The following is a 13,176-nucleotide window of genomic DNA, read 5'->3' as shown; positions in this document are numbered from 1 at the left end:
ATGCTTCCGGGTGCCTTCTGCCATTCGGCGGCCAGCGTTTCCGTGCGCTGAGTCTCCGGGTAAGACAGACTGACAGGCGTGATCGGCGCCTGCCGGGCAGGCGACGGGTGGAATGCGGTTCTTGAAATCTGACGGCAGGCTCATCGGGGTCCTGCTGGTGCTTGCAATCACCCAGCTCATTGGATGGGGCACGATCGGCCTTCCGGCCGTGGTCGGCCGCGACCTCGGGGCCGACCTCGGCCTGAGCCTGCCGGCGGTGTTTGCGGGCAGCTCGGTCCTTTACGTCACCATGGGCCTGTGCGCGCCCTGGCTTGCCAAGGCCTTTGCGCGGCACGGTGCCCGCAAGGTCATGATGGTTGGCACTGTCGTGGCCGTGCCGGGCTACATCGTCCTCTTCTCCGCGCGTGAGCCGATACTCTATTTCGCCGGCTGGGTCATTCTTGGCATGGGCGGCAGCGCCACGCTGTCGACCGGCGCGTATATCATGCTGAACGAGGTCGCCGGACGGGGCGCCAAGAATGCCATCGGCGGGCTGATGCTGGTGACGGGTCTCTCCAGCAGCATCTTCTGGCCGACCACATCATTCCTTAGTGCCTGGCTCGGCTGGCGCGGGACCTGTCTCGTCTATGCGGCGATGATGCTCGCCATCAACCTTCCGCTCTATGCGTTTCTCGCGCCGCGCCGGAAAATCGCGACGGACCATGGTGGCGAGGCCGTCAAGGCCGCGCCGCCGCCTGCGATTTCAAGAAGCACCTTCGGTCTCGTCGTCTGCGTGATCACGATGAATGCCTTCGTCAATTTCGGCATCGGTGCCATCCTGATCGAGCTGTTGCGGGCGGAAGGCCTTGCGCCGGCGCAGGCGCTTGCATTCGGCTCCATGCTGGGCGTGATCCAGGTCAGCGCCCGCGGCCTCGACTTCCTCGGCGGCGGCCGGTGGGATGGCATCACCACCGGATTGGTCGCCGGCACCGCGCTTCCCGTTGCCATGGTGCTGCTGATGCTGAGCGAGGGTGCGACCTGGGCGGTCGCGAGCTTCATCCTGCTTTACGGTGCCGGCAGCGGCGCAATGGCGGTGGCGCGGGCGACGATCCCGCTCGTGTTCTATGACCAGGCCGAGTTCGCCAAGGCGATGTCGATGATCGCGCTGCCGCTCAATCTGGCCTCAGCGATCTCGCCGCCGCTTCTGGCTGGCCTGCTTACCCAGTTCGGCAGCCGCGGCGCGCTTGGGCTCACCTTGGCCTTTTCCTGCGCAACGGTGCTGATCCTGATTCTACTGGGCCGGCGTCGTCCGCAGTTGGCTGCGGTAGCCGCGACCTGAGGTCGACGGGATAATATTCGCAACGCGGAATTGGGCGTCGCAGGCTACTTCTGCTGCGGGGCGGGGGATGGCCGTATGCCCAGCGCGCAGTGCTCGGGGCTGCAAAAATGGTGTATCCGCAGGGAGCACGGTCCGCGATCTCGCCGCCGCGCCAAAATCCAGTTCCCCGGAGGAAATTGACATGTCGGCCCTGCCGCTCTCAGGCATCAAGATCCTTGACCTCACCCGTGTGCTTGCAGGGCCCTTGTCGGCCCAGATGCTGGGCGATCTCGGCGCGGAGGTGATCAAGATCGAGCGGCCCGGCACCGGCGACGACGCGCGCGCCTTCGGCCCGCCTTATCTGACCGATCCCGAGGGCAAAGCGAACAACAACAATTCATTCTATCTCTGCGCCAACCGCAACAAGAAGTCGATCACCGTCAACATCGCCAAGCCCGAGGGGCAGGCGATCATCCGCGAGCTCGCCAGGGACGCCGACGTCTTCATGGAGAACTACAAGGTCGGCGATCTCAAGCGCTACGGCCTCGACTACGAGACCATCAAGGCGATCAACCCCAGGATCATCTATTGCTCGGTAACCGGCTTCGGCCAGACCGGACCCTATGCGCCACGCGCCGGCTACGACGCGATCCTCCAGGCGATGGGCGGCCTGATGAGCGTCACCGGCCATATCGACGGCGAGCCGGGCGAGGGGCCGATGAAGGTCGGCCCGTCGATCGTCGACTACATGACCGGCATGAACACCTCGATCGGGCTTTTGTCGGCGCTCTACCATCGCGACGTCAATGGCGGGCAGGGGCAGCACATCGACGTCTGCCTGTTCGACACCGTCATCGCCTCGCTGTCGCACTGGCTGCAGATCTACCTCGTCAACGGCAAGACGCCGCCGCGCCGCGGCACCTGGGGCAATGGCGGCATGCCCGCCGGCGTGTTCCGCTGCACCGACGGCGAGCTGATGCTGGTGGTCGGCAATGACGGCCAGTTCCAGCGCACCTGCGCCGTGCTGGGCCAGCCCGAGCTCGCCAACGACAAGCGCTTCGTCAAGAACAACGACCGCGTCGTGCACGGCAAGGAGATCATGGCGATCTTCGCCGGCCTGTTCCTGACCAAGCCCGTGGCCTATTGGCTGGACAAGCTCGAGGAGGCCGGCGTGCCGTCGGGGCCGATCAACAATTTCGAGCAGGTGTTTTCCGATCCGCACGTCCAGTCGCGCGGCATGCGGGTGAAGGTCGACCATCCCTTCGATCCCGATCTGTCGCTGATCCGCAATGCGCTGACCTTCTCGGGGACGCCGATCGAGACTTACCGCGCCCCGCCGCTGCTCGGGGAGCACACCCAGGAAGTGCTCGGTGGCAAGCTCGGCTATGACGCGGGGAAGATCGAGGAGCTGAAGCAGCGGGGGATCATCTGATTTCATGACCGGCAAAAGCAAGGCGCGACGTCCGCGCTGTAAGCGTGCGCGCGATGCTCGGGCTCGCGTAGAGCCGGGAATGGCGCCGATCAATTCGTGACGGAAGCATGACGATCTCGTGGCCTTACCCGAGGCTTGCGCGCAATCCCCAGACAAACCCGGTCCGTAGTACAACCGGCTTCCGCTTCGCCCGCGACTCAGATTCGATCTCTCCCACTGAGTTCGGGAGGGAAAGCGCATGTCCTACACCATCGGGTTCCAAGCAAAGAACCAGAAGGCCATTCTGGCGACTGAGGCGGCCACGGCCAACCAGGCTGTCGCGATCATTGCCGCGCTGCGGCAAAGTGCCGAAGAGATCAAGTTCATCCGCTCGCCACAGGAAGGCGAGATGGGCATCGAGATGCTGCTGCTGCTCGCCAAGGAAGAGGCCGAGGAGATGCCGCAGCGGGCCTAGCCCGCTACCGCGATCACACTTCGATCAGAAGCGAAGCATGCCGGCTGCAGTATAATGTAGTCAGGCACCAGTCTCGCTTGAACCGAAGGTGGCCGTCATGAAACGCGAAGCGCTCCGCGTCGAACCGATCTCGTCCTTTCTCGACCGTGTGAAGGCGCCGACCTCGCCGGTGACGCGCGCCGGCAACATGATCTTCGTCGCCGGCCTGCCGCCATTCGACCCCGAGACTGGCGAGATCGGAGGGATGCCGATCGAGCGGCAGAGCGAGATCATCATGGAGCAGATGAAGCTCTGCCTTCAGACGGCTGGCGCCTCGCTGGACAACGTCATGAAGTGCAACGTCTACTGCACCTCGACAAGACACTTCGCCGCGTTCAACGCGGTCTACGCGCGCTATTTCCCGGTCGATCCGCCGGCGCGGATCTTTGTCTGCACGCCGGAATGGTTCGGCCCCTTCGACGTCGAGATCGACTGCATCGCGATGATGTAAGGGCTACCGCGCGGCGATCCGTGATGGCACCTTGGCTTCGGCCTTGCCCGCCGTCAGCGCCATCGTCGCGACGTTGACGACGCGCGCGACCACGTCCTCGACGTCGTCGAGATCGCATTTGCCGTCCGACAGCTTTGTCAGGCGCTCGCTCTCGCGGATGGTGTGGTGCGCCATCGCCAGCGCAAAATTCAGGCCCCAATAGATATCGACGTCGCTGCGGTCGGGCAGGGACCTTCGCATCGCGCCGGCGAATTTCCGCAAGTGGTCGATCTCGCGGTTCTTGATGCGGCGGATCGGCGGCACGGACTCGATCGAGGCGCGGATCATGAAGCGGGCCGCGGTGGAGCGTTGGTTCTCCGGGCCTAAGCAGCCGCGCAGGGTCGGCCCGACCAGCGCGCGCAAGATCACCTCGATCGGCGCGCGGCCGCCGCCTTGCTCTTCCGCCGCCTTCAACTCGCGCAGGCGCTCGCGGTTGGTCGCGATCGAGCGGGTGACAAATAACTCCGCGATCAGCTCGTCCTTCGAGCCGAAATGGTAGTTCACCGCGGCCAGATTGACATTGGCCTCCGCGACGATGTCGCGCAGCGTAACGTCGCCAAAACCGCGATCGGCATAGAGCCGTTCGGCGGCGGCGAGAATGGCAGACCTCGTATGATCGCTGGCCATGGATGCGCCCAGGGGAGGGAGTTGCAATTCAAACACTTGTATGAAACTATCGTTTGAAGGCCGGAGAAAGTCAATCCGCACGATGGAAATTGCGCCGCCGTTGAAAGCGGTGCGGGTTCCTCGACCCGCGAACCGCCGAATGGCGCTTGCGGGCCGCGCGCGGCGGGAGGACAGTCCGGCGCAAAACAGGCTTTCCAAAACAGGCTTTCAAAGAGAGACCGAGGAGCGTCCCATGGATTTCGATCTGTCGCCCAAGCAGAAGGAATGGCTCGACCGCGTGCAGTCCTTCATGACCAAGCACGTGCGGCCGGCGGTGCCGATCTATAACGAGCAGGACAAGAGCGGCGATCGCTGGAAGGTCATCCCGGTCCTGGAAGACCTCAAGAAGAAGGCGAAGGCCGAAGGCCTCTGGAACATGTTCATGCCGCCGAACGAGCATGAAGACGACGAATTCCGCGGCGCCGGATTGACCAACCTGGAATACGCGCTGCTGTCGGAGCAGATGGGTCACATCTCCTGGGCCTCGGAAGTGTTCAACTGCTCCGCGCCCGACACCGGCAACATGGAAGTGTTCATGCGCTACGGCTCCAGGGAGCAGAAGCGCAAATGGCTGCGTCCGCTGATGGACGGCGAGATCCGCTCCGCCTTCCTGATGACGGAGCCGGCGGTTGCCTCGTCGGACGCCACCAACATCGAGACCAGCATCGCGCGCGACGGCGATCATTACGTCATCAACGGCCGCAAATGGTGGTCGTCCGGCGTCGGCGATCCCCGCTGCAAGATCGCGATCCTGATGGGCAAGACTGATTTCAACGCCGCGAAACATCAGCAGCAGTCGCAGATCCTGGTTCCGCTCGACACCCCCGGCATCAAGGTCGAGAAGATGCTGCCGGTGTTCGGCTTCGACGACGCGCCGCACGGCCACGCCCAGGTGCTGCTCGAGAACGTGCGCGTGCCGAAGGAGAACATCCTGCTCGGCGAAGGCCGCGGCTTCGAGATCGCGCAGGGCCGCCTCGGTCCCGGTCGCATCCATCACTGCATGCGCACCATCGGCAAGGCCGAGGAGGCCTTGGAGAAGATGGTGAAGCGGCTGATGTCGCGCACCGCCTTCGGCAAGAAGATCGTCGAGCACAGTGTGTGGGAGCAGCGCATCGGCGAGGCCCGCACCAACATCGAGATGACGCGCCTACTGTGTCTCAAGGCCGCCGACATGATGGACAAGGTCGGCAACAAGACCGCGCAGGCCGAGATCGCCATGATCAAGGTCGCAGCGCCCAACATGGCGCTGAAGATCATCGACGAGGCGATTCAGGCCTTCGGCGGTGCCGGCGTCTCCGACGAAGCTGGCCTTGCCAAGGACTATGCGGGGATCCGCACGTTGCGGCTCGCCGACGGTCCGGACGAGGTGCACAATCGCGCCATTGCAAGGTTAGAGGTTCGGAAGTATGCCAACTCTCCCAAGCATTGACAGGGAGAGCTGATGGCGCTCCCTTCTCTGTCATTTCGGTCTGGTCCTTCGGACCATCCCGGAATGACGGAAAACAAAAAGAGGGAGCGTCACCGTGGCTGACGGCGTCAGGAAAGACGAAGAGTTCTCGGGCACCAAGCCGGTCGAGGAGCGTCATCGCTTCGACGAGCTCGGGCTCGAGGCCTGGATGCGTGACAACGTCGAAGGCTATGAGGGCCCGCTGGTCGTCCTGCAGTTCAAGGGCGGCCAATCCAATCCGACCTACCGGCTGAACACGCCGAAGCGCTCCTACGTGATGCGCAGAAAGCCCTTCGGCAAACTGCTGCCGTCGGCGCATGCGGTCGATCGCGAATATCGCGTCATCGCGGCCCTTGGAAAGCAGGGCTTTCCGGTCGCGCACGCCTATGCGCTGTGCCAGGACGACAGCATCATCGGCGCCGCCTTCTACATCATGTCGATGGAGGAGGGGCGGGTGTTCTGGGATCCGACGCTACCGAGCCAGGATGGCGATGCGCGCCGAAAGATCTTCACCAGCAAGATCGAGACGCTGGCAAAGCTCCACATGTACGATCCCGTCGCGATTGGCCTCGGCGAGTTCGGCAAGCCTGGCAATTATTTCGCGCGCCAGATCGACCGCTGGACCAAGCAGTATCGGGCGTCCGAGACCCAGCACATTCCCGAGTTCGAGAAGGTCGCCGAGTGGTTGCCCAAGACCGTGCCGGAGCAGGCGCGCGTCTCGATCGTCCACGGCGACTACCGCCTCGACAATATGATTTTCCACGCGACGGAACCGCGCGTGCAGGCCGTGCTCGACTGGGAGCTGTCGACGCTCGGCGATCCCATGGCCGACTTCACCTATCTGTTGATGCAATGGGTGATGCCGGGATTGCAGGGCGTCGACCTCAAGGCGCTGAACATCCCAAGCGTGGAAGAAGCCGCGCAGATCTATTGCAACGTCACCAGGATGACGGTGCCGGATCTCAACTGGTACTTTGCCTATAATCTGTTCCGTCTCGCCGGCATCACCCAAGGCATCGCCGGCCGCGTCCGCGACGGCACCGCCGCCAACGCCAAGGCGCTGGAATCCGCCAAGCGCACCGTGCCGCTGTCGCAGGCGTCATGGGACTACGCGCAGAAGGCAGGCGCGGTGTAGAAATAACGAGGGCGCGGTCGGTGGGCGCGCCTTTTTGCTTGGTGCGTCGCTGTCACCACACGTTCTGTCATTGCGAGCGAAGCGAAGCAATCCAGACTATCTCTGCGGCGGCAGTCTGGATTGCTTCGTCGCAAGAGCTCCTCGCAATGACGAGGATGCGTGCCGCGGGTGGGGTGCGTAGGGTGGGCAAAGGCGCGTAGCGCTGTGCCCACCATCTGTCAGCGATCGCAGTGAAAAATGGTGGGCACGCTTCGCTTTGCCCACCCTACGAAGGCCGGCTGACTTCTCGGTTTGACGGCGCGCCGTTCGACCCTATCTCTCCCCGCAAGGAGACGGTCATGATCCAGCAATTGCGCATCTACGAAATCTTCGAAAAGAACAAGGCCGCATTCCACACCCGTTTCCGCGACCATGCCGCGCGTATCATGCGAAGCCGATATGGCTTTCAGATCGTGGCGATGTGGGAAACCAAATTCGGCGATCGTACCGAGTTCGCCTATCTCCTGGAGTGGCCGGACGAGGCAGCGAAGATTTCGGCTTGGGCGGCCTTCATGGCGGATACCGAGTGGGCCGAGATCAAGCGCGTGACCCACGCCGAGCATGGCCTGATGGTCGGCCAGATCGAGGACCGGCTGCTCGTGCCGGTGGACTATTCGCCGTCGCTCAGCCTGTCATACTAATTCGCCCTCGGGACCGCGCGCATGATCGACCACGCCACCCTCGTCACCTACATCCTGATCGTTCTCGGCTTCGTCTTCATTCCTGGCCCGGCCACGCTGCTCACCATGGCGCGAGCTGCAAGCTCGGGAACGAGGGTCGGCATCGCCACCGGCGCTGGCATTGCTGCGGGTGACGTGATCCACACCAGCATGGCGATCGTCGGCCTTTCGGCCGTCATCGCCACGTCGGCGCTCCTGTTCAGCATCGTCAAATATGCGGGCGCGGGATTCCTGATCTATCTTGGCATCCGCGCGATGCTCGACAAAGCACCGATCAAGCTCGACGACGGCGCGCCCGCGATCAGCGCGGGGCGCGCCCTTCGGCAGGCCGTGCTGACCGAAGTGCTCAATCCCAAGACCGCACTGTTCTTCCTCGCCTTCCTGCCGCAGTTCGTCCGGCCCGAGAACGGTTCGACCGCGCTTCAGCTCGCGATCCTCGGCACCGTCTTCGTGCTGCTCGGCCTGGTCAGCACCGTCGTATTCGCCGTCGGCGCCGGCCGTCTCGGCAATCTCCTGCGTCGCCACCCTGCGGTCGTGCGGTGGCAGGGCAAGGTGGTCGGGATCATCTACTGCGCCGTCGGCGTCCGGCTGGCCTTGCAGGAGCGCTGAGGCGCGGCGCTCCCGTAGCCCTACGCATCGGAGCTTGTAGCAAGGGTGGGCAAAAGCGCGTAGCGCTGTGCCCACCATCTGTCAGCGATCGCGGTGAAAAATGGTGGGCACGCGTCGCTTTGCCCACCTTACGGCAGCGCCGTTTAGGACTCCGCTTTCGCGCAATGCGCGATCAGCTTCTCCACGAACCCCGCGCATTTCTCCAGCTCGGCCATCGCTACAAACTCGTCCGGCGTATGCGCCTGCGCGATCGAGCCCGGGCCGATCACCACTGAGGGGATATCGGCCATGCCGGCGAACAGGCTGGCTTCGGTGCCGAAGGCGACCTTGGCGTGGTCGTTGCGTCCCGCAAGCTGCTTCGCCAGCGTGACGATCGCGGCGTCCGCCTTGGTGTCGAGGGCGGGATAGTCGAGGATCTCCTCGAAATCGATGCCGCATTCCGGATGCTGCTTCTTCATCGCGGGCTCGAGCTCGGCCTTGGCCCAGGCGACGATCGCATCCGTCACCTCCCTGGACTCGGTGATGCCGATGCCGCGGCATTCGAAATCCACGGTGCAGGTGTCAGGCACGATGTTCAGCGCGGCGCCGCCATGCACGATGCTGGTCAGCAGCGTCGAGTGCGGGACATCATAGAGACTGCTGCGCTCGACCTCGCTTGCAAGCTTCACTGCGCGGCGGCGGATCTCGCTGATCATCTCGGCCGCGTATTCGATGGCATTGACGCCGTCGGGCGCAATCGAGGAGTGGCGGGCGAGGCCGTGGAACGTCGCGCGCACGCCATGCTTGCCCTTGTGGCCGATGATGACCTTCATCTCGGTCGGCTCGCCGATGAAGGCGCCGAGCGGTCGGACCTTCTTCTTGGCGACCTCGGCAAGCATCGGCCGCACGCCGACGCAGCCGATCTCCTCGTCATAGGAGATGGCAAGATGAATCGGCGTTGTCAGCTTCGCCTCCAGCATCTCCGGCACCATGGCGAGGCACACTGCGACAAATCCCTTCATGTCGGTGGTGCCGCGGCCGTAGAGCCTGCCGTCGCGCTCGATGAGCTTGAACGGATCGTGGCTCCAGTCCTGGCCGACGACGGGCACGACGTCGGTATGCCCTGATAGCACGAGACCGGGTCGATCTTCCGGGCCGATCGTGACCCAGAGCGAGGCCTTCTTGCCGGTCTCGTCGGCGATGCGTTCGCCCTTGACGCCTAGGAAGGCGAGATAGCTCTCGATATGCGCGATCAAAGGCAAATTGGTGCGGTCGCTGATCGTGTCGAAGCCGACGAGGTCGGCGAGAAGTTTGCGGATACGGTCAGGTCTGGAGTCCGGCATTTTCACGTTCTTGTTAGAGAATTGCGGAGGCTGATGCCGCTTGCATGAACCATACCAATGTTGCGGCCGGTCGGGCAAATGAAGCCGCAGCTGTCATTCCGGGGCAATGCGCAGCATTGAGCCCGGAATCCATCGGGCGGCATCACGCGCGGTGAAATGGATACCGGGTTCGCGACTTCGTCGCGCCCCGGAATGACGCGGTAGGGCTACGAGACCTTGCGTTGCCCGACGGGCAAAACGCTCAAGCCCTCGGTCAATCCGTATCGGCACAAATATTCCACTTTACCGAAATTCGGAAACGGCGTATGTGTGGTCTCACTCCGGCCCAAGGAAGAGGGGCGTATCGCGATCGTCACGAACGCGGGCCGGGCGGCGGTGGACGCGGATCACATCGGCGCGAAGGGTTTTGCAGGGCGGGCAACCGTGAGCGAAGACCTCGCGCACACGACCGGTGCGATCTGCGTACGGCCAAATCGTGTGGTCCTGGCGCCCGGAGCCTGTGCGTCAAGGCTTGCGGTGATGCGTTGTGTCCAACCGGACATGCGTATCAATCATCCGCAAGGCAACGGGGGCAATAGTGCATCGCTCCCCGGGGAGAGCACGACATAAGCCGTTCCAACCATCCGCGCAGGGAAGGCCGGGATGCCTCCGGCTGCCCTGTTACCCGCTGTGCAGTGTAGCGCAATCTACTCATGGCATAGCGGTCAATGGGAGCCAGCCGGCTCCCGGCCTTCCCTGCGCCCTCTTTCAAATGAGGGTGAGGCGACGGAGCAAAGCTCGGGCGAAACAAGCCGCGAGGATGCGAACTCATGTTGATATTTCAAAGACAGTCTCGTTGTTGATATTTCAAAGACGGTCTCGTGCCCCGGACGCTGCGCAGCACGAAGTGATGCGCTGCAGAGCCGGGGCCCATGCAACAGCGAACTCCGTATCTTCCTGGGTCCCGGCTCTGCGCAGCAGCGTAAGAACGCTGCAGCGCGTCCGGGACACGAGAGTGTGCCTGCTAAACCGGCTTGCCCGCATACGGCATCGACGCCGTGAGGCCGCCATCCACCGGAAACGCCTGGCCGTTCACATACGACGCCTCGTCGCTGGCCAGAAACAATCCCATCGCGGCGAGCTCGTGCGGCTGGCCGGGGCGCTTCAAGGGGTTGAGCTGGCCGATCTTGTCGGCAGTGCCACGCTCCCTAGCGCGGTCGAAGATCGGCTTGGTCATGCCCGTCTCGATCAGGCCCGGGCACACCGCGTTGATGCGCACGCCGGTGCCGGTGAGCGAATAGGCGGTGGTCTGCACCAGCGAGATCACGCCGGCCTTGCTTGCCGCATAGGGATGCCCGCTCGCGCCGGCCTTGAGGCCGGCGACCGATGCGGTGAGCACGATCGCGCCGGACTGCTGCTTCACCATGTGCGGCATTGCATGCTTCACTGCGAGGAACGGTCCAATCAGATTGACGCGCAACACTTCCTGCCACTGTTCCACGGTCTGCTCGCCGAGCGGGACGAGCCCGCCGGAGACGCCGGCATTGGCCCAGATCACGTCGAGCCGGCCGTGCGTCTTCACTGCCTTGTCGATTACCGCGATGACGTCCGCCTCGGAGCCGGCATCGGCGATCATCGCTTCGGCGACACCGCCGGCCTTCCTCACCTCGTCGACGGTCTCCTTCACCGCCTCGGTGCGATCGACCGCGATCAGCTTGGCGCCTTCCCTGGTGAAGAGCAGCGCAGCCGCGCGGCCGATGCCGCTGCCGGCGCCGGTGATGATGACGGATTTGCCTTGCAGACGGCCCATGCGTTTCTCCCTTTGATGTGCCGCGAGACGCTTGCCGCGCGACGGAATTTCAAACAGAATTTCAAACGGTAAAGTGTCTTGAGACACGTTCGCTACTGACGTACAGCGACATTACACGGGATGGAAGGGCTTCAATGGCAACCGCAGACAAGCCGAATGTGGTCACGACACGCTGGTGGTGGGTCCGTCACGCGCCGGTGCGCAATGACGGCGGCAACATCTACGGACAGAGCGATCTCGCCTGCGACACCAGCGACACCTACGTGTTCAACGCCGTTGCCAAGGTGCTGCCACGCAAGGCGGTCTGGTATTCGAGCAATCTGATGCGCACGCATCAAACGGCCGAAGCGATCTGGGAGGCGGGCTACCCGAAGCCCGCGTCGATGAAATGGGAAGCCGATCTCGCCGAGCAGAATCTCGGCCGCTGGCAGGGCATGAACCGCGCCGAGTTCGTTGCCAGCCGTCCCGTCGGCTCGAGTTGGTTTGCCGACATCAACGAGCCCGCGCCCGGCGGCGAAAGCTTTATGGATCTCTACAACCGCACCCGCCGTACCGTCGAGCGGATCAACAATGAGGCGGCGGGGCAGGACGTGATCGCGGTCGCGCATGGCGGCACCATCAAGGCCGCACTGGGACTCGCGCTCAATGGCGAGGTTGAGAGGGCGTTGTCGTTCGATATCGACAATTGCTCGATCACGCGGCTCGATTATTTCACAAGCCCCGAGCGCTCGGTCTGGCGGCTGCCGATGGTGAACCAGCAACCGTGGATCGCCGACGATGCGCATGCCGAGATGCATCAGCCGGCGGGACCGGAAGTCAAGAAGCTCGCATGAGGCCAAATTTACCTGCGTCATTGTCCGTTCGCGCGGACACGGCGTAAGCTTCAAGCAAATCAAATCATACTGTGGGAGAGAAACATGACCTTGTTCGACATGAAGGGCAAAGTTGCCGTCATCACGGGATCGACCCGCGGCATCGGGCTTGCGATCGCCGAGCGTATGGCCGAGCACGGCGCCAAGGTCGTGATCTCCTCGCGCAAGGCCGATGTCTGCGATGAGGTTGCCCAGGGCATCAACGACAAGTTCGGCAAGGGCACCGCGGTCGCGATCGCCGCGAACATCTCGTCGAAGGAGAATCTGCAAAACCTCGTCGACGAGAGCAACCGCGCCTTCGGCAGGATCGACGTGCTGGTCTGCAACGCCGCGTCGAACCCGTATTACGGTCCGCTTGCCGGCATCTCCGACGATCAGTTCCGCAAAATTCTCGACAACAACATCGTCGCCAACAACTGGCTGATCTCGATGGTGGTGCCGCAGATGATCGAGCGCAAGGACGGCTCGGTCATCATCGTCTCCTCGATCGGCGGCCTCAAGGGCTCGACCATTCTCGGGGCTTACGCGATCTCGAAGGCTGCGGACATGCAGCTCGCACGCAACCTGGCTTGCGAATACGGCAAGCACAACATCCGCGTGAACTGCATCGCGCCTGGCCTGATCAAGACCGATTTTGCCAAGGCGCTGTGGGACAATCCGGAGAACCTGAAAGCCTCGACCGCGCGCTCGCCGCTCTTGCGCATCGGCATCCCCGACGAGATCGCGGGCGCCGCGGTGTTCCTGGGATCCGCGGCCGGCGACTTCATGACCGGCCAGACCATGGTGATCGACGGCGGCGCGACGATTAGTTGATTCCCTCGCGGGAAGGGCACTCACTCCGGCTAAACTCAGGTGTCATCGTCCGCGAAGGCGGACGATCCAGTATCCCAGAGACCGGCGTTGGA

13 protein-coding genes are annotated in these 13,176 nt (G+C 63.4%); 10 read left to right on the top strand and 3 right to left on the bottom strand.

The window, feature by feature from the left end; genetic code table 11:
* The first annotated feature begins 112 nt into the window (after window positions 1-112).
* The 4 genes from ABID59_RS14110 (at window position 113) to ABID59_RS14095 (ending at window position 3,673) form a co-directional block, all read left to right on the top strand.
* Entirely contained in the window at window positions 113-1,318 is a 1,206-nt protein-coding gene (locus tag ABID59_RS14110) for an MFS transporter (protein ID WP_354083765.1), read from the top strand.
* 181 nt (window positions 1,319-1,499) lie between these two features.
* Window positions 1,500-2,729 carry a CaiB/BaiF CoA transferase family protein gene (locus ABID59_RS14105; RefSeq protein ID WP_354083764.1) on the top strand — a complete coding sequence of 410 codons (1,230 nt, stop codon included), beginning with the start codon at window positions 1,500-1,502 and terminating at the stop codon, window positions 2,727-2,729.
* Window positions 2,730-2,967: 238 nt separating this feature from the next.
* Complete coding sequence (locus tag ABID59_RS14100; protein ID WP_128951178.1) at window positions 2,968-3,183, top strand: hypothetical protein; 216 nt, start codon at window positions 2,968-2,970, stop codon at window positions 3,181-3,183.
* A 97-nt stretch (window positions 3,184-3,280) separates the two neighbouring features.
* Window positions 3,281-3,673 carry a RidA family protein gene (locus tag ABID59_RS14095; protein ID WP_187434737.1) on the top strand — a complete coding sequence of 131 codons (393 nt, stop codon included), beginning with the start codon at window positions 3,281-3,283 and terminating at the stop codon, window positions 3,671-3,673.
* Between the two features lie 3 nt (window positions 3,674-3,676).
* Here the strand turns inward: ABID59_RS14095 and ABID59_RS14090 are convergent, their stop codons facing one another.
* Window positions 3,677-4,339: a TetR/AcrR family transcriptional regulator gene (locus tag ABID59_RS14090; protein WP_148750314.1), complete on the bottom strand. Its 663-nt coding sequence runs from the start codon at window positions 4,337-4,339 to the stop codon at window positions 3,677-3,679.
* A 232-nt stretch (window positions 4,340-4,571) separates the two neighbouring features.
* Here ABID59_RS14090 and ABID59_RS14085 point away from each other — a divergent pair, with 232 nt between their 5' ends.
* From ABID59_RS14085 to ABID59_RS14070, 4 genes are all read left to right on the top strand, one after another.
* Window positions 4,572-5,807 (top strand): acyl-CoA dehydrogenase family protein, encoded by a 1,236-nt coding sequence (locus ABID59_RS14085; RefSeq protein WP_148750315.1) that lies wholly within the window; start codon window positions 4,572-4,574, stop codon window positions 5,805-5,807.
* 94 nt (window positions 5,808-5,901) lie between these two features.
* Entirely contained in the window at window positions 5,902-6,960 is a 1,059-nt protein-coding gene (locus ABID59_RS14080; protein WP_354083763.1) for a phosphotransferase family protein, read from the top strand.
* Between the two features lie 338 nt (window positions 6,961-7,298).
* Window positions 7,299-7,640 (top strand): NIPSNAP family protein, encoded by a 342-nt coding sequence (locus ABID59_RS14075; protein WP_354083762.1) that lies wholly within the window; start codon window positions 7,299-7,301, stop codon window positions 7,638-7,640.
* Between the two features lie 21 nt (window positions 7,641-7,661).
* The gene (locus ABID59_RS14070) at window positions 7,662-8,288 is read left to right on the top strand and encodes a LysE family translocator (protein WP_148750317.1); all 627 of its coding nucleotides are present in this window, start codon (window positions 7,662-7,664) and stop codon (window positions 8,286-8,288) included.
* Between the two features lie 143 nt (window positions 8,289-8,431).
* On the opposite strand, the gene argE is transcribed toward ABID59_RS14070, so the two are convergent.
* A complete protein-coding gene (gene argE / locus ABID59_RS14065) occupies window positions 8,432-9,610 on the bottom strand; it encodes an acetylornithine deacetylase (RefSeq protein WP_354083761.1) in 1,179 nt (392 codons plus the stop codon).
* Window positions 9,611-10,613: 1,003 nt separating this feature from the next.
* Entirely contained in the window at window positions 10,614-11,399 is a 786-nt protein-coding gene (locus tag ABID59_RS14060; protein ID WP_354036657.1) for an SDR family NAD(P)-dependent oxidoreductase, read from the bottom strand.
* Between the two features lie 134 nt (window positions 11,400-11,533).
* Here ABID59_RS14060 and ABID59_RS14055 point away from each other — a divergent pair, with 134 nt between their 5' ends.
* Together ABID59_RS14055 and ABID59_RS14050 are read left to right on the top strand one after the other, a co-directional pair.
* Entirely contained in the window at window positions 11,534-12,232 is a 699-nt protein-coding gene (locus tag ABID59_RS14055; RefSeq protein ID WP_354083760.1) for a histidine phosphatase family protein, read from the top strand.
* Window positions 12,233-12,316: 84 nt separating this feature from the next.
* Window positions 12,317-13,084 (top strand): SDR family NAD(P)-dependent oxidoreductase, encoded by a 768-nt coding sequence (locus ABID59_RS14050; protein WP_354083759.1) that lies wholly within the window; start codon window positions 12,317-12,319, stop codon window positions 13,082-13,084.
* The last annotated feature ends 92 nt before the right edge of the window (window positions 13,085-13,176 follow it).

Source organism: Bradyrhizobium sp. S3.3.6 (genome assembly GCF_040546905.1).
GTDB classification, from domain to species: Bacteria; Pseudomonadota; Alphaproteobacteria; order Rhizobiales; family Xanthobacteraceae; genus Bradyrhizobium; species Bradyrhizobium cytisi.
This window is presented reverse-complemented; position numbering and strand designations above follow the sequence as displayed.